General features: G+C 34.8%; 17 protein-coding genes. 8 read left to right on the forward strand and 9 right to left on the reverse strand.

The genetic code is table 11. The features are described 5' to 3' along the window. The first annotated feature begins 306 nt into the window (after nt 1-306). From J2772_RS09465 to gap, 3 genes are all read left to right on the forward strand, one after another. On the forward strand, nt 307-1,179 hold the full coding sequence (locus tag J2772_RS09465; RefSeq protein ID WP_209915996.1) for a DUF4846 domain-containing protein: 873 nt from the start codon (nt 307-309) through the stop codon (nt 1,177-1,179). Between the two features lie 83 nt (nt 1,180-1,262). Continuing rightward, the gene (gene pfkA / locus J2772_RS09470) at nt 1,263-2,249 is read left to right on the forward strand and encodes a 6-phosphofructokinase (protein WP_209915998.1); all 987 of its coding nucleotides are present in this window, start codon (nt 1,263-1,265) and stop codon (nt 2,247-2,249) included. Nucleotides 2,250-2,282: 33 nt separating this feature from the next. Beyond that, nucleotides 2,283-3,290, forward strand: a complete 1,008-nt coding sequence (gene gap / locus J2772_RS09475) for a type I glyceraldehyde-3-phosphate dehydrogenase (protein ID WP_209916001.1) — start codon at nt 2,283-2,285, stop codon at nt 3,288-3,290. Between the two features lie 137 nt (nt 3,291-3,427). Here gap and J2772_RS09480 read toward each other — a convergent pair whose 3' ends face one another. After that, nucleotides 3,428-4,168: a hypothetical protein gene (locus J2772_RS09480; protein ID WP_209916003.1), complete on the reverse strand. Its 741-nt coding sequence runs from the start codon at nt 4,166-4,168 to the stop codon at nt 3,428-3,430. Between the two features lie 211 nt (nt 4,169-4,379). Between J2772_RS09480 and J2772_RS09485 the strand changes: the two genes are divergently transcribed. Beyond that, a complete protein-coding gene (locus J2772_RS09485; protein ID WP_209916005.1) occupies nt 4,380-5,564 on the forward strand; it encodes an oxygenase MpaB family protein in 1,185 nt (394 codons plus the stop codon). A 39-nt stretch (nt 5,565-5,603) separates the two neighbouring features. On the opposite strand, the gene J2772_RS09490 is transcribed toward J2772_RS09485, so the two are convergent. Further along, nucleotides 5,604-6,797, reverse strand: a complete 1,194-nt coding sequence (locus J2772_RS09490) for a hypothetical protein (protein WP_209916008.1) — start codon at nt 6,795-6,797, stop codon at nt 5,604-5,606. Nucleotides 6,798-7,109: 312 nt separating this feature from the next. Here J2772_RS09490 and recA point away from each other — a divergent pair, with 312 nt between their 5' ends. Next, a complete protein-coding gene (gene recA, locus J2772_RS09495; RefSeq protein WP_209916010.1) occupies nt 7,110-8,111 on the forward strand; it encodes a recombinase RecA in 1,002 nt (333 codons plus the stop codon). A 139-nt stretch (nt 8,112-8,250) separates the two neighbouring features. On the opposite strand, the gene J2772_RS09500 is transcribed toward recA, so the two are convergent. Together J2772_RS09500 and J2772_RS09505 are read right to left on the reverse strand one after the other, a co-directional pair. Continuing rightward, on the reverse strand, nt 8,251-9,699 hold the full coding sequence (locus J2772_RS09500) for a hypothetical protein (protein ID WP_209916012.1): 1,449 nt from the start codon (nt 9,697-9,699) through the stop codon (nt 8,251-8,253). A 154-nt stretch (nt 9,700-9,853) separates the two neighbouring features. Beyond that, nucleotides 9,854-12,736, reverse strand: a complete 2,883-nt coding sequence (locus J2772_RS09505; protein WP_209916014.1) for a prolyl oligopeptidase family serine peptidase — start codon at nt 12,734-12,736, stop codon at nt 9,854-9,856. Between the two features lie 155 nt (nt 12,737-12,891). On the opposite strand from J2772_RS09505, the gene htpG reads away from it, so the two are divergent. Together htpG and J2772_RS09515 are read left to right on the forward strand one after the other, a co-directional pair. Continuing rightward, nucleotides 12,892-14,784, forward strand: a complete 1,893-nt coding sequence (gene htpG, locus J2772_RS09510; RefSeq protein WP_209916016.1) for a molecular chaperone HtpG — start codon at nt 12,892-12,894, stop codon at nt 14,782-14,784. A gap of 339 nt (nt 14,785-15,123) precedes the next feature. Further along, nucleotides 15,124-15,528 carry a helix-turn-helix transcriptional regulator gene (locus J2772_RS09515; RefSeq protein ID WP_209916018.1) on the forward strand — a complete coding sequence of 135 codons (405 nt, stop codon included), beginning with the start codon at nt 15,124-15,126 and terminating at the stop codon, nt 15,526-15,528. A gap of 574 nt (nt 15,529-16,102) precedes the next feature. On the opposite strand, the gene J2772_RS09520 is transcribed toward J2772_RS09515, so the two are convergent. Next, nucleotides 16,103-16,399: an MGMT family protein gene (locus J2772_RS09520; RefSeq protein ID WP_068944649.1), complete on the reverse strand. Its 297-nt coding sequence runs from the start codon at nt 16,397-16,399 to the stop codon at nt 16,103-16,105. Nucleotides 16,400-16,475: 76 nt separating this feature from the next. Between J2772_RS09520 and J2772_RS09525 the strand changes: the two genes are divergently transcribed. Further along, a complete protein-coding gene (locus J2772_RS09525; protein ID WP_209916020.1) occupies nt 16,476-16,622 on the forward strand; it encodes a hypothetical protein in 147 nt (48 codons plus the stop codon). A gap of 429 nt (nt 16,623-17,051) precedes the next feature. Here J2772_RS09525 and J2772_RS09530 read toward each other — a convergent pair whose 3' ends face one another. From J2772_RS09530 to arfB, 4 genes are all read right to left on the reverse strand, one after another. Then, nucleotides 17,052-18,026, reverse strand: a complete 975-nt coding sequence (locus J2772_RS09530; protein WP_129054518.1) for a deoxyhypusine synthase family protein — start codon at nt 18,024-18,026, stop codon at nt 17,052-17,054. A 434-nt stretch (nt 18,027-18,460) separates the two neighbouring features. Beyond that, on the reverse strand, nt 18,461-18,841 hold the full coding sequence (locus J2772_RS09535) for a GreA/GreB family elongation factor (RefSeq protein ID WP_209916022.1): 381 nt from the start codon (nt 18,839-18,841) through the stop codon (nt 18,461-18,463). A 688-nt stretch (nt 18,842-19,529) separates the two neighbouring features. Next, nucleotides 19,530-19,658 (reverse strand): hypothetical protein, encoded by a 129-nt coding sequence (locus J2772_RS24290; protein WP_262899062.1) that lies wholly within the window; start codon nt 19,656-19,658, stop codon nt 19,530-19,532. A 47-nt stretch (nt 19,659-19,705) separates the two neighbouring features. After that, on the reverse strand, nt 19,706-20,098 hold the full coding sequence (gene arfB / locus J2772_RS09540; protein ID WP_209916024.1) for an alternative ribosome rescue aminoacyl-tRNA hydrolase ArfB: 393 nt from the start codon (nt 20,096-20,098) through the stop codon (nt 19,706-19,708). Between the last annotated feature and the right edge of the window lie 40 nt (nt 20,099-20,138).

The following is a 20,138-nucleotide window of genomic DNA, read 5'->3' on the forward strand; positions in this document are numbered from 1 at the left end:
CTGTTTTGAAAAGCGCAAAGACACAAAATTATTCTGAATAGATTGTGTTATTAAGGCGCAAGATTCCATCTGCAATAAAATTATATGCTGTAAAATTATTGCCATAAACGCACAAATAATCTTATTTATATAAAACATAGCAATCTATGTGGTTGTATTTTTAATCAATAAGTTCTAAACAATATAGAAGCATTCAAAATTATTCTATTCATGCATTCATAGCTAAAAAACCTTACAAATAAAAGCATATTTTGATATTTCAACATTTCACAAAAAATCCCATATTTGTAACCGAATCAAATGAATATGAAAAAAATTATTTCAGGAGTGGTAATTAGCATGGTTTTATTGGGCTGTACTCAAGATAAAACTACATCAAACCGAAATTCTGAGGAATCTGAAATTCTAACTTCTGAAACTTCAGTGCAAATCAATAAGGATAAAAATACAGTTAGGAAAAGATTTTCCCCGCCTAAAGATTATCAGTGGCATGAAGAGAAACCTGATTCTTTCGGATACTTCATTGAAAACTTTAAATTAAAGCCTTATGGAAGCCAGATTTTAAAATATGATAGCTCTCCTATTTCCACACAGCATCTTCATGAAGCTGTTTTTGATATTGATACCGGAAATAAAGACCTCCAGCAATGTGCGGATGCCGTAATTCGGCTAAGAGCTGAATATTTATATAAAAATAAAAAAACGGATGATATTAAGTTTCATTTTACCAGCGGTCATCTTCTCAGCTGGAATGATTATAAAAATGGGACAAGAGCTTTCGTTAATGGCAATTCTGTAAGCTTTAGAAAAACAGCTGGTTTTGATGATTCTTATCAGGGTTTCAGAAATTATCTGGACCTTATCTTTAATTATGCGGGAACTATTTCACTGAATAAGGAAACCAAACCAGTCTTAAAAAACTCAGATTTAAAAACCGGAGACATTCTGATCACTCCGGGAAGCCCGGGACATGTGGTTTTTATTGCCGGGGTCTGTAAGAATAAGGAAGGGAAAAAATTATTTTTATTGAGTGAAGGATTTACACCTGCTCAATCTATACATCTGTTATCCAACCCTTTCCAAAAAAATATTTCGCCATGGTATGACCTTGATGTGGATGCTCCTGAGACCAAAACGGCGCGGTATATTTTCAAACCGACAAATTTCAGACGCTTTTAATTCTATATATTCAAAACAATTGAAAAGTTACTACGATAATCTGAACTTGTTTTTGTAAATTTGTGTTCGAAATTTTTTACTAGATGAAAGAGAGTGCTGTAAAAAAGATTGCAGTTCTTACCTCAGGAGGAGACGCTCCAGGTATGAATGCAGCATTAAGAGCGGTAGTAAGAACCGCCAATTACTATAATATTGAATGCTACGGGGTAAGGGAAGGCTACAATGGCCTTATCAGCAATGATTTCCTGAAAATGGGAGCCCGTTCCGTAAAAAATATAATCAACCAAGGTGGAACAATTCTAAAGTCTGCCAGATCTGCTGATTTCAGAACTAAAGAAGGCCGTCAGAAAGCTTATGATAACTGCGTAAAGCTGGGTATCGACGGATTGGTATGCATTGGTGGAGACGGAACTTTCACCGGTGCCAAGATCTTCAGTGAAGAATTCGGAATCAGAGTAATCGGTATTCCGGGAACTATTGACAATGATATTTTCGGAACAGATAATACCATCGGATATGACACTGCGTTGAATACTGCTATGGAAGCGATTGATAAAATCCGTGATACAGCCACTTCTCACAACAGGGTTTTCTTTGTTGAAGTAATGGGGCGTGATGCAGGATTTATCGCTTTAAACAGTGGTTTGGCTACAGGTGCTTTGGATATTTTAATTCCTGAGAAAAAAGACAGTATGGATGATCTTTTTGCAAAGTTCAGAAAAGCTGAAAAAACAGGAAAATCATCCAGCATTGTAGTGGTAGCAGAAGGTGAAAAACTAGCCAATGTTTATGGGTTGGCAGAAAAAACAAAGGAAATATTCCCTGACTATGACATTCGTGTAGCGGTTTTAGGACACATGCAAAGAGGAGGATCTCCTAGTTGTGCAGACCGAGTATTGGCCAGCAGACTTGGGTATGGTGCAGTAGTAGGATTAATGGATGGCCAAACCAATGTAATGGCAGGAATGCGCTCCAACGATGTGGTGTATACACCTATTGAAGAAGCCATTAAAAAACATAACGAAATCAATAAAGACTTAATGTTGATTTCAGAAATTTTAGCAATCTAATTATTTTTATAAATCTAATAAAAACAAACTATTATGTCAACAATTAAAGTAGGTATCAACGGTTTTGGTAGAATTGGACGTCTTGTTTTCAGAGCAATGACTGAAAGAGACAACATTGAAGTTGTAGGAATCAATGACCTAATCAATGCAGAATACATGGCTTACATGTTAAAATATGACTCTGTACACGGTATTTTCCCAGGTGAAATTTCTGTAGAAGGAAATGATCTTGTTGTAAACGGGAAAAAAATCAGAGTTACTGCTGAAAAAGATCCAAGTAACCTAAAGTGGGATGAAATTGGTGCAGATTACGTAGTAGAATCTACAGGTTTATTCCTAGATAAAGACAGTGCTGCAAAACACATTACTGCTGGTGCTAAGAAAGTAATCCTTTCTGCTCCTTCTAAAGATGATACTCCAATGTTCGTAATGGGTGTAAACCACAAGGAACTTACTGATGATATCAAAATTTTATCAAACGCTTCTTGTACTACAAACTGTTTAGCTCCTTTAGCTAAAGTAATCCACGATAACTTCGGAATCGTAGAAGGTTTAATGACAACTGTACACGCTACAACAGCAACTCAGAAAACTGTTGATGGTCCTTCAATGAAAGACTGGAGAGGTGGTAGAGCTGCTCTAAACAACATTATCCCTTCTTCTACAGGTGCTGCTAAAGCAGTAGGAAAAGTAATTCCTTCATTAAACGGAAAATTAACAGGTATGTCTTTCAGAGTACCAACTGTTGACGTTTCTGTAGTAGATTTAACAGTGAGAATTGAAAAAGCTGCTTCTTATGAAGAAATCTGTTCAGTAATCAAAGCTGCTTCTGAAGGTGAATTGAAAGGTATCCTAGGATATACTGAAGATGCAGTAGTATCTCAGGACTTCGTAGGAGATAAGAGAACTTCTATCTTCGACAAAGACGCTGGTATTATGCTTTCTCCTAACTTCGTAAAACTTGTTTCTTGGTATGACAACGAAATGGGTTACTCTAACAAGTTAGTGGATATGCTTGTACACGCTGCTTCTTTATCATAAGTAATAAGCAATGAGTAATATAAAACCTTCCCAATGGGAAGGTTTTTTTATTATTTTGTCTTTAATTTATTTATTATAGTATAGATTTCTTTTCCCACATATTCATAATTACTTATCTAAAAAACTAAATAGGTTTTTCATTTTATTTGCTGCTCAATTTCTTTTATATACTTAGCGATTTCTTCTTTGGACATATTTCCTTCCACTTTTTGCAATGCTAAATTGATGATATTTAATTTTATGCTTGCAGCTTTTGCTTGTTCTTGTTTAGATTTTTCTGCTTCAAAATCAACACTTGCTTCTGCCACTGCAATTTCCTTAGTACTTGTTATTACCTTATCAAATAAACTTTTTATATCATTACTAGACATGCTTGGTTGAAATACAGAAAGTGAATTTATATCAATTCCTTTTTCGTTTGGTGTGATACTACTATTTTTAAAATCCTGAAGCATTTGTATAATATCCTTTTTTTCATCTGCTGTCGCATAATACAATTCATTCAGTCTATAAAGAGCATCTCGTAGCATATTAACTGCTGCAGTTCGTTTTGCCAGATCAGCTACACTTTTTTGAGCATTAAACGCAGCTTCTGCTTCTCCGACATCACCCTGTAGACCTTTTACTTTTGCTGTTATTCCCATAATAGTTTCCATAGCTGCATCAGGGGGATTTTCAGAAAGCATCCTTATTCTTTGATTTTGATCCACATAAAGCATTGAACCTCGCCTTGTAGCATCATATTGTGCCCAAAACAAAGTTGGCTCTATTTTATTATCCTGACTTTTAAATAGTTGAAATTGTTCTATTGAAGCTTTTCGTTGTCCCAAAACAATGCTTGCCCAAAGCAGAAACAGTAATAAAATTTTTGTTTTCATATTTTCTAGTTTTCAGGGTTAAATTCTAATTATTAATTACACAAAGTTTAGATTTTTATAGGCATCAAGAAATTACCCTTTTGTGGTATTTTTAAAGAATTTTAAAAACTTTTTAAGCTCTATTTATAGAAAGAATGAGCTTGAATCCTGACAAATCTCACCATAATATTTCGGTGTAAAACTTGTACTTTTATAGATAAAGGAATGAACAATGATACAACCTCGATTTAAGGATTCTCCGCATTTCAGAAATTTTTGGGAGAACGGTAACGGAAAATTATTAATAGAATTTTCCGGTGCTGAAGTGAGCTTTAAAGATTTTGAACAATATGCCTCTTTCTTCTATCATGTAGATGAAACCGGAGATGATGTGGTAAAAGAGGTTTATTTTACTAAAAAATTCCATGAAGCTTCAAGGGAAATAGAAGGTTATATCAGAAATGGAGTCTCCGAAAATGATAATATTCCTGAAAGTGTAAAAAAATTGTTCGCACAAACTCAGAAAGTTCCAGACTGGCTGGATTATAATTTATTAAAAAGCGGCGCTGAACTCTGTATGAGAAGCAACCTAGATTCTTTAATTTCTTTGAGAGATTATTGCCTGATCGGAGGCTATGACTACGCTTACCTCAACAAACCGCTCATTGTGACAGAATCCTTGAAAAAAGGAGCGGTGAAACGTCTTTCGGAAACTTTGGATTTCTGGGTGAATGTTACCCGATACAATGCATTGGAAATTCATGCTAAAGGATATGAATTTGCTATAAAAACAAGGTTGATTCATTCCTACGCAAGACTTTCCATCAAAAAACACTATAAAGATTGGGATACTGACAACTGGGGAGAACCCATCAATTCATGGGACATGATGGCGACTTATATTGGATTCAGTCTGGTTTTTCTTCATAGTCTTCAAAAATTAGGAAATACTTTTTCTGTTGAAGAAGAACAGGGAATTTTCCATCTGTGGAAATATGTAGGATACCTTCTTGGAATCCCAGAGCAACTTCTTCCTGATGACAAGAAACAGGCTACAGAATATTTTTATTTATGGACTTCCATTCAGCCTCCATCTGATAAAGATTCTGTTCTTCTCGCTCATTCTTTACTTAATGAGTCACTGGAAAATCCTATTTTAAATTTCAAATTTCAACGAAAAAATCTGAGATATCTGCACATCTGCTGTACCTGGTTTCTGCTGGATGATGAAGTTTGTAAAAGACTACAAATTCCGGAAGTTTCTAACAAAATGTTATTTCCAAAATCAAAAATATTTTTCAATAGAATGTATGATCGTCTCGTAAGCCGGAATGCCAGAATAAAGAGAGGAAATAAAGATCAGATGAAAGTATTGAAGGATTATCTGAATATCACTCAAAATTCAAATTTTCATTAAATCTCTGTTTTTCAAAGAAACAAAAAGCTCAAAATTATGTTAATCTGAAGAAAGCTTTCTGTTCCTGAAATTCCAGATCAGATACAGTAAAAATAAAATAAACCAAACGCCAATAACAGCACCGATGAAAAACCCCACGATGGAAGGATGAAGATAATTCGGCTTATAAAACAAACGGTCAAGGGTTACAAATTTATCTTTTAAATCACCCCTTTCGTGAGTATTTCGTATTGCATTCAGAGGCTCCTGCTGGTGATCCCGGTAATAAAAGACATCTTTAGTAAGCTCTTTCGGAACAATCTGCGTTTCTATATTGTATTTTTTAAAAAGGACATCCAATCTCTGAAATGAGTAAAGCAATGAGTCCTGACTATATTTGTAAAGCAAATTATATCTTTTGACTGCGTTTTGATACTGCTGCCCCCGTTCAGGAACTTTATGCAATGAAGAGAACAAAAGTCTGTTTTCAAGAAAAATACACATTTTCTCATCATATTGAGGATGTACTTCTATTCCTTGAAATATAATTTCGGTACTGTCTCCTATCTCCTTTTTAGAAATAATTCTTTTTTCCAGCTCCCCGGCATCAAGCCCAAGAATGTCAAGCACCGATCTCGATTTATTGCTTAATTTTTCATGATCAGAACTCAGTATTGTCAGGGTATCAATACTGTAATACCTGGATTCTGTTGAGGAATAATCCTTATTATTACCCGGCTCGTAATACACCGTATCTCTCAGTTCAACCACAGGGTAAGGTTTGGGATATAAAATATTTTTGGGATTAAACAGTTTCTCTGAACTGTAGGAAGTATAATTGTATAAAAAAGGCTGTAAAACATTCAACAGCATTTTGTCTTTATTAAGATCCTTTTCAGGCAATTCAGTTCGTAGTTTTGCATTAAAGCCAAAACTATAACTGATGAAAAAAGTCAGAGAAAAAAAAGAAATTAATAGTAGTACAATCCCAATTCCCAAATTTTTTGAAAGTCCGTTTCTTTTTTTGGAATGATTTCTAAGAAGAAAAATAACAAAGAAAAACAAAAAAAGACCGGTTACGAAAACGTGAGAAATAGAGACATCATCGTAAAATTTAAATCTATAAAATTCTGTATAAATATTAATATCCCCAAGACCTTTAAACTTTACATATCCGTACATAAAGTAGGCAAAATGTACGACGGCTAGTACAGCAAAAGATTTAATCAGGAATCGTTTTAATTTTCTGTCCATAGAATGATCTTAAAAAACAATGTTTTAAGGTAATCATTTTTTATATTGGATAAATAAAACTCTGTGTATACTCATTAATATAAAATTTCCAATTGTAATATTTAACACAAGCATCCTTATTCTGCCAGCATAAAAACACAGATTTTTATTTTTTCAACATTTCTCAATACCACATTCTGCATCTGCTTCGTTATGAATAACATCAGCTTCAAAATTTTATCATTTTTTAACTCTAAAAACCGGTTTCAGGGATAAATAATATTAGTTTTTGATCTATAAATTATGTATTTTTGAGAAATTATTTTAATAGAGATGAGTAACATTGATGATAAGAAAAAAGCACTTGCATTAGTGCTTGACAAGCTAGATAAAACATACGGAAAGGGAACGGTAATGACTTTAGGTGATGCTTCTATAGACAATACAATAGAGGTAATTCCTTCCGGATCTTTAGGATTAGATATCGCATTAGGTATAGGAGGATATCCAAAAGGAAGAATCATTGAAATATATGGACCTGAATCTTCAGGTAAGACAACCTTGACGCTTCACGCTATTGCTGAGGCTCAAAAAGCAGGTGGTATCGCTGCATTCATCGATGCTGAGCACGCTTTCGACAGAACTTATGCTGCTAAACTGGGAATCGATTTGGAAAACCTTATTATTTCTCAGCCAGACAACGGAGAACAGGCTTTAGAAATTGCTGATAACCTGATTCGTTCAGGAGCAATTGACATTGTTGTTATTGACTCTGTTGCAGCTCTTACTCCAAAAGCAGAGATTGAAGGAGAAATGGGAGATTCTAAAATGGGTCTTCACGCAAGATTGATGTCTCAGGCATTAAGAAAGCTTACAGCTACTATTTCAAGAACGAAGTGTACTGTAATCTTTATTAACCAGTTAAGAGAAAAGATCGGTGTAATGTTCGGTAACCCTGAAACAACTACCGGTGGTAACGCTCTTAAATTCTACGCTTCTGTAAGAATTGATATCAGAAAAGCAAGTGCACCAATTAAACAAGGTGACGAAGCTATCGGAAGCCGTGTGAAAGTGAAGATCGTGAAAAACAAAGTAGCTCCACCTTTCAAGCAGGCAGAATTCGACATTATGTATGGTGAAGGAGTTTCTAAAGTAGGAGAAATTCTTGACACAGCTGTGGATATGGGAATTGTGAAGAAAAGCGGTTCTTGGTTCAGTTATGAAGAATCTAAATTAGGTCAGGGGCGTGACGCTGTAAAAGATGTTTTAAAAGACAATCCTGAACTTGCTGAAGAGTTGGAAAACAAAATCAAAGAAGAATTGAAAAACAAATAAGTTTTCAAAAAAATAGAAAAAGACAGTCTAATGACTGTCTTTTTTTGTTTTTATCCACAAAATAGATTCGTGTTGATCGTTATACAAAAAAATAAAAAGGCTGAACATTCTAGAACAGCCCATTTATATTTCTATTTTTTTATTCTACAATTTTACCTTGAAGTTGCATTGCTCCGGCTACCTGCATTCCTATTGTAAGCATTTCAAATCTCATATTTTCTTTGCTTACGAAAGCATCCACAGTGAAGAAGCTTTCTACTTCTGAATTGGTAATCAATCTTAGTTTCAGGATAAATCCTTTCACACTTCCGTCTGGCAGTAATTCAGTTTCTTGAATGTCCAGCACCTTACCAATAAAGTCAATACATCCATAATCAGGAAGATCCTGGCTAGGCTTGTATGCTGTAAACTCTTCATCTGTTTTGGTACCATCCGGTAACTCAAAACTTTCGTGAAGATCAAGCACGAAAATAATTCCACTAATATTAATATTTAGCTTATTCTGCGTCTGATATTGAGTTTTATTTTCTGCATAATCTGTAGGGAAGAACCACAGTCCGAAAGTATCCCTTCCAAGACCTCCTACAATAGCTTCATTGTTCTCAACATTTTCCCACTCACGGATTTCTTTCGTTTCAAACTCAAGAGAGAAATCTGTTTTCACCTCCGGATAAATGGTATTAAAATCGTCTGAAATAATGGTTTTGAATGTTACATATTTAAATTCTGTAAACTTAGCCTTTTCGTCTACAGCGATCTCATCTACTCTGTACAGAGCCATAGTCTCCATCAAATATTGAGAAAATTTTTCCTGAGTCTGGAAGTTCTGAAAACCAAAAATCCCGCCCCACATATTGGCAAGAGAGTGAACATTTGATTTCTTCATGATGATCCCGGCTTCATTGGTACTTTCCGGGCTCTTGATCTCCTCTCTGTTGGTAAAATAATCCTTTCCGTCTACCAGCTGGTTATTCATAATCTCATTGTTTTCTTCATGAGAGAATTCAGCAAAACCTTTGAACGTAATATTTTCATTTTCGAAAACATAAGGTAAGGCAATATTACCTTTTTCAGAATCATTAAAATGATAAGAAAGTGTAATAGCTTTAAGATCTTCCGGATTTACCGCCAACGCATGGTTACCATCATTGTTGAACTGAGAATGATAAAGGATAGCATATGACTTGATCTTTCCTTCTTTCAACTCATTTTCAAACTTTTCTTTCATATTGCTCAATACCATCTGTGGTGAAAGCCCATAAGTAGGATCTGTAATCATATAAGCGAATCCTTCTACTTCTCCATTCTCATTTTCAAATGCCGAAATTGGAGCAAAATCTCCTCTCAATTGAAGCGCAATAGAATACACTACATAATCACCATAAATTTTGATCTTTTCATATAATTCATTCACCTTTTTCTCTTCCACAGGCTCTGGCTGTATTGGAGTTTCCGGCACTATATCTACCACTTCTTCTTCCACTACCTGCTCTACTACTTTTTCCTCTGGCATTGCCTGCTGCTGAACCGGAGCACTGACATTTTCCTGTCTGCTGTCTTTCTTCTTAAAAAAATCAAAGATTCCCATATTGTTGTTAAAATTGGCGGTAAATATAATAAAAGCTCACAATAGGCCCATCATAAAAAAAATGCCATTGTGTCAGTTTCTCCTTTGCTATATTTTTTGAGATATATTTTAAAACAAAAACTCGGCGGAGCCTTTGGCTCCGCCGAGTTTTTTATTAGTTAGGTTTATCATCCGTCAACTCAAATCCCCAATCTTTTCCTTTTTGAGTGGCAGGAATCCCTTTTGTCATCCAGACCGGAGCTTTAGCTCCTTTGAGATAATAATCAAAAAACTGCTGCTCGCGAATTTGAATATCTTTTCTGTTCTGACGTTTTATAAGGTTATGATCGTCACCGTTATAGTTCAGAAGCCATGCTGGTTTTCCAAGACGGCGTAATGCTGTAAACATTTCGATTCCCTGATACCATGGCACTGCTCCATCCTGATCGTTGCTCATAATAGCCACCGGAGTTTTTACTTTATCGATTGTAAAAAGTGGTGAGTTTTTAATATAAAGATCCGGAGCTTCCCATAAATTTTTTCCTAATCTACTTTGTGATTTTTCATACTGGAATTGTCTGTTCATTCCTGAACCCCATCGGATTCCACCATACGCAGAAGTCATGTTCACAACAGGAGCCCCACTCCATGCTGCGGCATACATATCAGTATGAGCAATAAGATAAGCTACCTGGTAACCGCCCCAGCTTTGTCCCTGAATTCCTATTTTAGCCCCATCAACCCAAGAATTTTGCTTTAGCTTTTCAACTCCGGAATTAATATATTCCATCGCAGATTCTCCAGGAAAACCATCTGTGTATGAAATATCAGGTGTGAAAACCAAATATCCATTGCTCACAAAATAAGAAATATTTAATCTTGAAGGTGTAGGTGAAGGAGCAACATAACGGTTCAGATTATCTGAAAGTTTTTCATAGAAATAAACAATCATTGGATATTTTTTATTCGGATCGAAATCTTCTGGCTTGAATAAAACTCCTGTAGATGTATTTCCTTTTGGAGTTGTCCAATGTACCAATTCGTCTGTTCCCCAATTATAATAGCTTTGCTGTGGATTGGTATTGCTCAGCTTTTGTTGTTTTGAGAAATCTGATGTTGTAAAAATATTAGGAGAATCTGTGTATGATTCTTTTACTACAATATATTCTTCGGCATTTTTCGCTTTTTGAAGGCTACGATATCCCCATACATCTTCCATTTGAATTTTTACAGGATCAACATTCGACTGAACAGATGTTTTAAAAATCCCATTGGCCTTGGAAGTATTATCAAATGCTGACAAATAGATAGAAGACTTTCGGTTTAAACTTTTAATATCCTTATCTAATTCGTAAGTATCAAATGTTATTTTATTTTTACGTCCAAATCCATTCGTAATATTTCTTGGCTTTTTTGAACCATTCAGGAAAAATTCCCAAAGATCATAACGGTCTCTGATAATAACAGATTCATCATTATCCGTCCATGATGCAAGTCCATAAGGGCTTGGAAAATCCGGCATATCAAACTCCTCATCCACAAAGGAAACAGGCAACCCGTTAGTGAGTGGTAAGCTCTGTTTTGTTTTCACGTTATAGCTAAACCATTGCCCTTTTTCGCTATCAAAAATCACAATAAATTTCCCAAGGGGAGATACAGCCACTGAACCATCCAGATTTTTAATGATTTCCGTTCTTTCTCCTGTTTTATTGTCGATCGCGAAATAGGTCTTTTTTGTTGACCCTTCCCATTGTGAAGAAATACGGTTGTTCAAACTGGTAACACCCAATGCAAATTCAGCATTTCCTTCGTTTACCACTCGCAAAGTATCTAAATCCTCACCATCAATATTCCTAAAGAAATCCGGTTTTTCAGTTTGCATTACTGCAGCGTAAGATTTTTTCAGATCATTTTTCAATTCTTTTAGCTGTACTGTTTGCAAATAATCATCTCTGTAATTCCAGATATCTACCACCGCATGGTCATTCGCAATCATTGCAGTATCTTTTGCAATAGGTTTTGGCCCTACTCCAAAGTACAACTGCTTTCCGTTTTTACTGAATAGAGGTAAACGATTTTCAGAAACTACCCAATTCTTTTTCATCTGGGCATTTTCATTGGTTACAGTTTCCTTTTTATTTCCTTTAACATTAAAGTAATATAAATTATACAGCTTTACCAGATCATTCTGTGCGGAAGAAGTTCCCACATATGCCAATTGGTTTCCTTCTTCATCAAAAGACAACTGTGAAAAATCGCCTTCCATTTCCGAAATTTTAGTAACAACCCCTTTCTGTAGATCTACTACCTGGACAGTTTCAAGGGCATATTTCTTTGGTTTTGATTTGTCAGTATCTTTTTTATCCGCAGATTTTTCATCTGTTGCATCTTTTTCCTCTTTCTTATCCTTTTTTTCGTCCGGCTTCTTGGTTACAAAAGCTAGTTGTTTCCCATTTTTACTGAACTCATAACGGATTACATTATCATATGTTGTACTTTTTCCATCTAAAAGATTTCGTACAACCAACTGCAATGGCTTTACATTTTTATCTTCCTCTTTATTTTCATCACCGTCTTCTTTATCTGAAGATTTATCTTTGGTATCTTCCAGAAGATAGGCAATATAAGAGCCCATTTTTTCAGGGATTTTAAATGTTTTTACATTCGGAATTTTTTCCGCTTGGCCATTCAAAACATCAACTATTGCAAGACTGTCTTTTGTTAATTTATTTTTTTTAAGCTTTTTATCTTTTACCGCTTTTATATCCTTATACAACGGACGGATCTGAAAAACAGCAAATCTGGAATCACTCGTAAAATCTACTTTTGTTCCTCTCGCAAATGTCTTTGAAGCTTTATTTTTAACTGAATATAAAAAGAGGTTAGAATTTCCTTCCTGAACATCCACAGAATAGGCAATCCATTTTCCATCATTGGAGATTTTTCTCGAACCTATATTTTGCCAATTGTCATAAACAGAATGGTCCAAGGGCTTCTTCTGTCCATACAGGCAGCAGGCCATCATGAGCAGAATAAAAACTGTACATTTCATCTTCATTTTTAAAAATTTTTAAAGGATTAAAAGTATGATATTTCTTTGACAAATCCACATTATTCTGGGCTTGTATCACTTGAAAAAATGTCATTCTGTCACTTTCTGTACGATGGTATTTTTTTTGAGAAATATTTGAAAATTAAAAAATCTAACATATTATGACTAAAGGAAATATTAATGTATCAGTGGAGAACATTTTCCCACTTATTAAAAAGTTTCTTTACAGTGACCATGAAATATTCTTAAGAGAGCTGATTTCTAATGCTACAGATGCTACTCTGAAGCTAAAACACCTAACAAGTATTGGTGAAGCAAAAGTTGAATATGGAAACCCGAAGCTTGAGGTTAAAATTGATAAAGAACAAAAAACTTTACGCATCATAGACCAAGGTATCGGTATGACTGGTGAAGAGGTTGAAAAATACATCAATCAGGTTGCTTTTTCAGGAGCTGAAGAGTTTTTGGAAAAATATAAAGATACTGCAAAAGATTCAGGAATCATAGGACACTTCGGACTTGGGTTTTATTCTGCCTTCATGGTAGCTGAAAAGGTAGAAATCCTCACAAAATCTTACAAAGATGAGCCTGCTGTAAGATGGATCTGTGATGGAAGTCCTGAATTTACTCTTGAAGAAACTACTGATAAAACTGATAGAGGGACAGAAATCATTCTTCACATTGCAGAAGATTCTGTAGAATTTTTAGAAGAAGGAAAAATCCGTGAACTGTTATTAAAGTATAATAAATTCATGCCTGTTCCTATTAAGTTCGGAACAAAAACACATACACTTCCTTTACCGGAAGATGCTCCGGAAGATGCTGTTGCTGAAACTGAAGAAGTGGATAATATCATCAACAACCCTACTCCGGCATGGACTATCGCTCCAAGTGATCTTACCAACGAGGATTATATGAAGTTCTATCATGAACTGTACCCAATGCAGTTTGAAGAACCTCTATTCCACATTCACCTGAATGTTGATTACCCTTTCAACCTTACCGGGGTTTTATTCTTCCCAAAATTAAGCAACAACTTAAATATTGATAAGGATAAGATCCAATTATACCAAAATCAGGTATTTGTGACGGATGAGGTAAAAGGTATTGTTCCAGATTTTCTAATGCTTCTAAGAGGGGTAATTGATTCTCCAGATATTCCGTTGAACGTATCCCGTTCTTACCTCCAGGCAGATGGTGCTGTAAAGAAAATTTCTTCTTATATCACTAAAAAAGTAGCTGATAAAATGGCTTCTTTAATCAATGAAAACCGTGAAGACTACGAACAAAAATGGAATGACATTAAAGTAGTAATCGAGTACGGAGTTGTTACAGAAGAGAAATTCGCTGAAAAGGCTGATAAATTTACTTTATATCCAACAACAGACGGGAAATACTTCCTTTGGAATGAGTTGGTTGACAAAATCACCCCTACACAAACTGATAAGGATAATAAGTTGGTAGTTCTTTATGCAACTAATGCTGACGAACAGCACAGCTATATTCAGTCTGCAAAAGATAAAGGATATGAGGTGTTATTATTAGACTCTCCAATCATTTCACATGTTATCCAGAAGCTGGAAACTACGAAGGAAAATATATCATTCGCAAGAGTAGATGCAGACCATATCAACAATCTTATCAAGAAAGATGAACCTGTTATTTCAAAACTAAACGAAACTGAAAAGGAATCTTTGAAAAAGAATGTAGAAGAAGCAATTCAGGATTCTAAATTCACAGTTCAGCTCGAAGATCTTGACAGCAGTGATGCTCCATTTACTATTACCCAGCCTGAATTCATGAGAAGAATGAAAGAAATGCAGGCAACCGGCGGTGGCGGTATGTTCGGGATGGGCGGCTTCCCAGAGATGTACAATCTTGTGGTGAATTCCAACAGTGAACTTTCTAATCAGATCTTAAAAACTGAGAATGCTGAGGAAAAAGAAAGTTTAATCAAATACGCTTTAGATTTAGCCAAGTTATCTCAAAATCTTCTGAAAGGAAAAGACCTGACTGATTTTATCCAAAGAAGCTATAAGCAACTTGAAAAATAATTGACTGAAGACTGTTTCGAATGAAACAGTCTTTTTTATTTTCCAGGAAGGTTGGAAAATAAAAAGATGCAAAGGATTTTTCACACACATCATGCTTTAGTTTTATGAAGTAAAAATTATTCTGTTGAGAAGAACACTTAAGTTTTTTAAAATCTTCGATTTTCTTCTGATGTATACTTTTCCTTGAGCTTACTTAAGTGCACTAAAATGTTAAATCATAAAGCTTTTGTGACTTTTGTGGTTCATCTTCTCTCAATAGTGAAAATTCATCAGCACTTTTTTTCAGTTTTCTATTGTATACATTGCGCTTTTTTGCCATTTTTGTATAAAATGTCGGTCATGCAAAAAGAAAAATTACGTCTCATCAGAAAGCAAAAAGGCTACACTCAGCAGCAGGTAGCTGATTACATCGCTACGGATGTATCTAATTACAGCAGAAAAGAAAGTGGTGATGTAAAAATCATAAAAGATGAATGGGACAAGCTTGCCCGTTTCTTAGAAGTACCGGTTGAAGATATTTACGAAGAAGAGGAAGCTGCCGTAGTTGTTAATTATGACCATCCTGTATTTAATGATAAATCTATTTCTGCAGGAGCCATTACTAACCAGAATAACTATGATAATATTCCAGGTGCCGTTATTGAAAATTTACAAGACTATATTACTTTATTAAAAGAAGAAAATGCAAGGCTGAAAGAAGAATTAAAAGGTTCTCAAAGTCCTTCAATAAGAGCAAAGAAATAATAATACGGTTTTAGACTGTAAAAATATTTGTATCACTCAGATTAATTGTATGGGTGATATTTTTTTTCATAATATTTAATTAGAAATTTTTTCTGATATTCTATGTTAGTTTGCAAATAAATAGGCTGAAAATTAAGTTGGAATTAACAAATTAATTGAACTAAGCTGACAATAAAGTCTCGAAAATATTTGAACCATTAAGATTTTAATAAGATAAGAAAAGTTAAGGGAAAAGCTAAAGCTATTGATTAAGCTGTATCCTAAATTCATCTTTGATAAAACTTAACCTCATCTTATAATCTTCATTTTTCTTAATGGTTTAAATCCATTCTGTTTTTCAAACAAAGAATTAGTGATTCGAATGTTTTATTTTAGGAAGCTAAGAATGCCGACTTCGTCGCTGATGAGGTATTATGGTTATGTGTAAGCTTCGTAAGAATCAACTTCATTGATTCCATTTTTGCTTCCTCGAAATATTGCGGTGCAAAAATGAAAACTTTGCGTCTACAAAAAGACTCCATATTTTTGCCACGAATACGCAAATTTATATTTATTGAAAAAATTCTGCGAATAACTATAACTCATTCATAGGATCCCAGAACAGTTTTTTAAAGCCTTTTATTCTTAGATTTTCTACAGTAATTCCTTCCGCTTCCAGTTTTTTTTGAAACTCCGGGACCGATAATGTTCCTGAACTTGAAATAACACGGTGAGCAGGCACATCTTCAGGGCAACCCCCCATTGCCTTTCCTACATGACGGGAATGATTTGGATAGCCTACTGCTTTCGCTATAGCGCCATATGTAGAAACTCTTCCCTTTGGAATAAGCCTTGCTACTTCATATACCTGTTGTTTGAAAATTTCGTCCATATAAAAAGTATCTTAAGTTTTTGCATCATTTTTGAACTCTTACAACCTCAATGATGTTTCATTAAAAAATAAAGATATGAAAAAATCATTTTTTCGTTTACTGAATGTAATCAATAAAAAGGTTCTTCCAAAGCTGAGTAAGAAGAATCCGAACAGGCTGACAAAAATAGAAAAGGGAATTCTTGCATATCGTTATTTTGTACTGGTTAATTCTTTGGATTAATTTTATTTTCATACAGATGACACAGATTTTCCCAGATCCCAATGATGCTTACATGTTGGCTCGCAGATTTAGCTGATGATGCAGATTTTTTTACTAAGTGTGAGCTTGGTTGGAAAGCCGCAAAGCTTTTTAGTCAGTATTGGATGTATTTTTAAAACGCAAGAACATTTCGACGTCACTCAATATAAGATTCTAAGCAAAACCACAATTTTATTTTTTGCCACGAATGCCCAAATTTCTTTTATTGATGCTAATATATTAGACACATAGGATTATTCACTTTTTTATTCGTGTATTCGTGGCGATTATTCGGCAGCGCCCAATTTTATTGCAGATAAAATCTTTGCGACAAAATCTGAAAGCATAAAATAAAAAAGCGCTCCCAACAATGGAAGCGCTATTATTGTAATCTCTTTAAGAGTTTATTGTTTAAGCATTCTCAAGGATGTACGAGAACATTAATGGTGCACAGATTGTTGCATCACTTTCAACGATGAATTTCGGTGTAGTAATATCCAATTTACCCCAAGTGATTTTCTCATTGGGAACAGCTCCCGAGTAAGAACCGTAAGATGTAGTAGAATCAGAAATCTGGCAGAAATAAGACCAGAAAGGAATGTCATGCATTTCCATATCCTGATATAACATTGGTACTACACAGATAGGGAAATCTCCTGCGATACCACCACCAATCTGGAAGAATCCAACTCCTTTTCCAGCTGAGTTTTTAGTATACCAGTCAGCAAGGTAAGTCATATATTCGATACCTGATTTCATGGTAGTTGCTTTAAGCTCACCTTTGATACAGTAAGAAGCGAAGATGTTACCCATTGTAGAATCTTCCCATCCCGGAACTACGATTGGTAAGTTTGCTTCTGCAGCAGCAATCATCCAAGAGTTTTCTCTAGGAATTTCGTAATACTGCTCTAATACTCCTGAAAGGATCATTTTATACATATATTCATGTGGGAAATATCTTTCTCCTTTAGCTTCCGCATCTTTCCAGATTTCCACAATGTGCTTCTGTAATCTTCTGAAAGCTTCTTCTTCAGGGATACAAGTATCGGTAACTCTGTTTAGACCTCTTTCTAAAAGATCCCACTCATCCTGAGCAGTTAAATCTCTGTAATGAGGAACTCTTTCATAGTGCGAGTGTGCTACAAGGTTCATTAAATCTTCTTCAAGATTGGCACCTGTACAAGAGATAAAATCTACTTTCCCCTGACGGATCATTTCTGCAAGAATCTTTCCTAATTCAGCAGTAGACATTGCTCCTGCCAAAGTAATCATCATTTTTCCGCCATCTTTAAGATGTGCAACATATCCTTTAGAGGCATCCACCAATGCAGCTGCGTTGAAGTGCAGGTAATACTTTTCTATGAATTCAGTTATCGGTTTGCTCATTTTTATAATTTTTGCAAAGATAAAACTTAAAAACGGAATGCAGCCCAAGCACTTGAAGAAAGTCTCATTGAGGGGCACTTTTTTATCATTTGTTAAATAAGTAAATTAAAAACATTCCCTAGCTTACATGTTTTTTGTTGGATAACTAAAGGGCACAAAGGATTCTGATTAGCAGGATGTATATTTTAAACCACATAAGCACATAGGCTAAGGGAAAATAAAATTACTTGTGCATGGTGGCAATAATTAGCATTATACAATTTTATCGCAGATAAAATCTTTGCTTCTTAACAACATCGTGCATGTAAAAAAAATTGCGCCCTTTTGCGTTTTTCCAATATTTATATCTGTTCTCAAAAAAACAGAAAACGCAGCCCAAAAATGGACTACGCTTTCTTTGTAAATTCAACCCTATATGATATTTAGCAAAAGTTTTATCCTTCCCAGGCTTCCACTTTTACAATTTCAATTTTTCTCTCACCTTCCCTGAAAGGCCAGTCAATAATATCTCCTACTTTATATCCAACAACAGCCAAAGCAATATTGGAAAGAATGGAGTGTTTATTTTTCTTAAGCTTTTCTCTGGTAGAAGGCACAAAAATATATTCGTGTTCAAAATCCTGTGTATGATCTTTCAGAGTCACTTTTCTGTTAACTGTTACAATATCAGCAGGCAGATCTCTTCTCCGTACCTGCTTGGCTTTTCTCAGTTCTTCAGCTAGTCTTTTCTCTTCACCGATGCTTACCTTTTTTCTTCTAAGTGTATCTTTTATAGCATCATAAATTCCAGTGGTTACCGTAATATAATCGGACATTTTTTTCAATTTTTAAGATTAAAATGCAGTATTTCCCAAACGATCCAATGTAGAATCCAGACATAAATTTGTCTCCTTCTATAGAAAACCGCAAAAAAAAGCAATAAATAAAAATCCGGAATAATTCCCCGTCTTGGATCCTGACAGGGCTTAATTGATAAAGTCCTTAGAACTTTTAAGAAAAGAATCTGTATGTAGATAAAGTAATGACAGCAACAATCCTGTTCCCCGACGCTCTGCAGATAAAAAGATAGTTGCTGTCATTATTATTTTGTTTTAACTCTAACAAAGATATAACTTAAAAATGGAATGTAACGACTCCACTTAAAGAAACTCTGGTTAATCCTTCTTTTTCATCTCCTAGGTCAACTGTTGTTCCGTTAATTTTCATTTTGTTTAATGTTCCTGCCGTTACACTTAATTTAGGACCTATAAAAAGATGATCACGCAGAGCATATTGATAGCCAAAACCTACATCTAATCCTAAATTAGATCAGGTTCCTTTTACATTACCTGTTTTTGTTGTATAAGAAATAACCCCTAATGCAGCATCAAGAATCAATTTATGTTTCGTTGGCTCGTTATAATTGGAAAATGTCAGTCCGATGCCCATATTATTTACGTGATAATAAGCAGAAAGGTCAAAGTGAAGTCCGTTTTTTAAGCCTTTGATATAATCCTTTTCCTGTTATGAAAATCCTGAAGGTGTTTCCGCAATCCTCCATGCGTATCCTACAGAAGGAACAAATGAAAACTTTTGGTCAAAAGAAAATAAAGAAGTCGAAATAGCTCCCAGCAGCATTAGTTTTTTTATCATTTTTGAAAAATTTCCAGCAAAAAAAGGACTTTCAGTGAAAGGAGCAACTAAAATTTAAACCTCCTATTTTCTTTTTTATCAGAAAGCTTCTTCTTGCTATCCAATCTCTTTTGCTTTTGAGCTCTGGAAGGCTTTGTAGCTGTCCTTTTTTTAGGAACAACAAGTGCTTTATTTACAATTTCCGTTATTTTTTCGATGGCTTTATTTTTATTCATCAGCTGGGTTCTGCTTTCAGAAACGGTTAAAAATAAAAATCCATCTGCATTGATTCTGTTTTTCAGTTTTTCCTGAATCAATATTTTTTCATCCTCATTAAAAAATTCAGAAGCCATAGCTTTCCAAAGCACAGTTACCGAAGTCTCCACTTTATTCACATTCTGTCCTCCTGCTCCACTGCTGCGGGAAGTTTTGAAACTGAGTTCTTTTGAAAAATCCTTCATTGTTTTTTAGTTTTGAGAGTTTAAATTCCGGAGTCAGAGG

The organism is Chryseobacterium jejuense (assembly GCF_017877355.1).
In the GTDB taxonomy this organism is placed as follows: Bacteria; Bacteroidota; Bacteroidia; order Flavobacteriales; family Weeksellaceae; genus Chryseobacterium; species Chryseobacterium jejuense_A.

What these genes read in the sequence shown, in the direction of transcription:
- J2772_RS09480 (WP_209916003.1), bottom strand. Translation starts at nt 4,168, where the DNA reads ATGAAAACAAAAATTTTATTACTGTTTCTGCTTTGGGCAAGCATTGTT.
- htpG (WP_209916016.1), top strand. Translation starts at nt 12,892, where the DNA reads ATGACTAAAGGAAATATTAATGTATCAGTGGAGAACATTTTCCCACTT.
- J2772_RS09465 (WP_209915996.1), top strand. Translation starts at nt 307, where the DNA reads ATGAAAAAAATTATTTCAGGAGTGGTAATTAGCATGGTTTTATTGGGC.
- J2772_RS09525 (WP_209916020.1), top strand. Translation starts at nt 16,476, where the DNA reads ATGAAAAAATCATTTTTTCGTTTACTGAATGTAATCAATAAAAAGGTT.
- J2772_RS09490 (WP_209916008.1), bottom strand. Translation starts at nt 6,797, where the DNA reads ATGGACAGAAAATTAAAACGATTCCTGATTAAATCTTTTGCTGTACTA.
- arfB (WP_209916024.1), bottom strand. Translation starts at nt 20,098, where the DNA reads ATGAAGGATTTTTCAAAAGAACTCAGTTTCAAAACTTCCCGCAGCAGT.
- recA (WP_209916010.1), top strand. Translation starts at nt 7,110, where the DNA reads ATGAGTAACATTGATGATAAGAAAAAAGCACTTGCATTAGTGCTTGAC.
- J2772_RS09520 (WP_068944649.1), bottom strand. Translation starts at nt 16,399, where the DNA reads ATGGACGAAATTTTCAAACAACAGGTATATGAAGTAGCAAGGCTTATT.
- gap (WP_209916001.1), top strand. Translation starts at nt 2,283, where the DNA reads ATGTCAACAATTAAAGTAGGTATCAACGGTTTTGGTAGAATTGGACGT.
- J2772_RS09500 (WP_209916012.1), bottom strand. Translation starts at nt 9,699, where the DNA reads ATGGGAATCTTTGATTTTTTTAAGAAGAAAGACAGCAGACAGGAAAAT.
- pfkA (WP_209915998.1), top strand. Translation starts at nt 1,263, where the DNA reads ATGAAAGAGAGTGCTGTAAAAAAGATTGCAGTTCTTACCTCAGGAGGA.
- J2772_RS09515 (WP_209916018.1), top strand. Translation starts at nt 15,124, where the DNA reads ATGCAAAAAGAAAAATTACGTCTCATCAGAAAGCAAAAAGGCTACACT.
- J2772_RS09505 (WP_209916014.1), bottom strand. Translation starts at nt 12,736, where the DNA reads ATGAAGATGAAATGTACAGTTTTTATTCTGCTCATGATGGCCTGCTGC.
- J2772_RS09485 (WP_209916005.1), top strand. Translation starts at nt 4,380, where the DNA reads ATGATACAACCTCGATTTAAGGATTCTCCGCATTTCAGAAATTTTTGG.
- J2772_RS09535 (WP_209916022.1), bottom strand. Translation starts at nt 18,841, where the DNA reads ATGTCCGATTATATTACGGTAACCACTGGAATTTATGATGCTATAAAA.
- J2772_RS24290 (WP_262899062.1), bottom strand. Translation starts at nt 19,658, where the DNA reads ATGATAAAAAAACTAATGCTGCTGGGAGCTATTTCGACTTCTTTATTT.
- J2772_RS09530 (WP_129054518.1), bottom strand. Translation starts at nt 18,026, where the DNA reads ATGAGCAAACCGATAACTGAATTCATAGAAAAGTATTACCTGCACTTC.